The sequence below is a fragment of the Mesorhizobium sp. M4A.F.Ca.ET.050.02.1.1 genome, from assembly GCF_003997725.1.
Taxonomy (GTDB): Bacteria; Pseudomonadota; Alphaproteobacteria; order Rhizobiales; family Rhizobiaceae; genus Mesorhizobium.
Genome location: NZ_RZSG01001068.1, coordinates 1 through 1,614, shown reverse-complemented (window position 1 = coordinate 1,614; position 1,614 = coordinate 1). Strand labels below are relative to the sequence as shown.

Genomic DNA, 1,614 nt, shown 5'->3' with positions numbered 1-1,614 from the left:
CCCCTCGACACAGGAGGATTTCGCCTTCTTCCAGGCGCAGCGGCAGACCCCTCCGAAGCCCCCGGCTTCCGCACCCGATCAGCAACCCGCCCCACCCGCGCCGGCTGCAACCGACGACCAGCAAGGCGACCTGGACAACGAACTCCAGCAGGCGCCCGACGAGAGCGAAACGCCTGACGGTCCGGCGCCCAAGGCAGATGCCGACGATCCGGAGGCTGGCTGGGGTGAGACCGTCGATCAGGGCGAAGCCGCCCTTCCCGCCTTCAAGAAGACCGAGATCGAGAACAATACGACCGTCGCGACCGTCGCCAGCGAGTACCAGCGCTTCGAGGCGACCGAAGACACGTTCGTGAAAATCCTCAATGACCGCAGCCTGGACAGCGTCGTGCTTGACGCGCATTTCTCGGCCGACGATGCGAAACTCGCCGGCGAGGCGCTGAAGGCACTGTTCAAACGGGAAAGCCTGGAACCGGGCCATGTCGTGGCCATGCGTGGCTTCAGGCCGACGCGCGAAGCGACGACAGCGTCGCTCATGCAGGTTTCGATCTACGCCAGGAACGTCTATGTCGGGACACTGACGCGCAACGCCGAGGGAGCGTTCGTGTCGGGCGTCGACCCATGGGTCCGCGAGGATCTATTCAACTATTCAGGCGCATCCGACGAGGGCGGGCCCAAGCGCCAGTATCGTCTGCTCGACGCGATCTATTCGACGGCCGCACGCAACAAGGTTCCGACCAGCGTAATCGGCGAGGCGATCATGTATCTGTCGCGGGGGCAGGATCTCGACGCCTTCGCCAGTGAAGACCAGCGCCTGGTGCTGATCTATTCGCAAACGCCTCGCGGCCAAAGCGAGATCTCCGGACGGGTCCTCTATGTCGGCGTCCAGGGCACCGAGAAAAGCCTCGACTGTTTCGTTTTCCAGCAAAGCGACGGCCAGTTTGCGTGCGTCACCGGCAATGACGAGGTTCGTTCGCTGGCCGTGACCAACGGCATGGTCACCCCGGTGAGCGGGGTCATGACCTCGACCTTCGGCCCGCGCAAGCACCCGATCCTCGGCACGGTTCGGATCCATAAGGGCGTCGACTGGGCTGCTCCGATCGGTACACCAATCATGGCCGCCTTCGATGGCGAGATCACTTTTCAGGGCGATGGCGGCAGCTATGGCAATCTGGTGAAGATTTCACATCCCAACGGGCGCGAGACGCGCTACGCGCATATGCAGAAATTCGCGCTCGCGAGCGGCGTCGGCACCAAGGTGAAGGCCGGCGACGTCATTGGCTATATCGGCACCACCGGGCTTTCGACCGGCCCGCATCTGCATTTCGAGCTCTACCAGGCCGGCGTGGCGATCGATCCGCTGGGAACGGTCACCACGGTTGCCAGCTACGTTTCAGGCGGTTCTGGCGGGTCCGGCGATGCTGCCGTCGAGACGCTGACCGACCGCATCGTCCATGTCGAAAGCGGCGGCAGCGCGCGGGCCAAGAACCCGCTTTCCTCCGCGACCGGCGCCGGCCAGTTCATCACCAAGACCTGGATCCGGATGATGAACACCTACAGGCCAGATCTCGCCCGCTCGCTGTCGACCGCCGACCTGCTCGCGCTTCGCTACGACGC

1 protein-coding gene is annotated in these 1,614 nt (G+C 64.2%); it reads left to right on the top strand.

Going from position 1 to position 1,614, the window contains the following annotated elements; translation table 11 throughout:
* The coding region (locus tag EOA33_RS35000; RefSeq protein WP_145989496.1) for a M23 family metallopeptidase at positions 1-1,614 on the top strand (1,614 nt) is incomplete at both ends.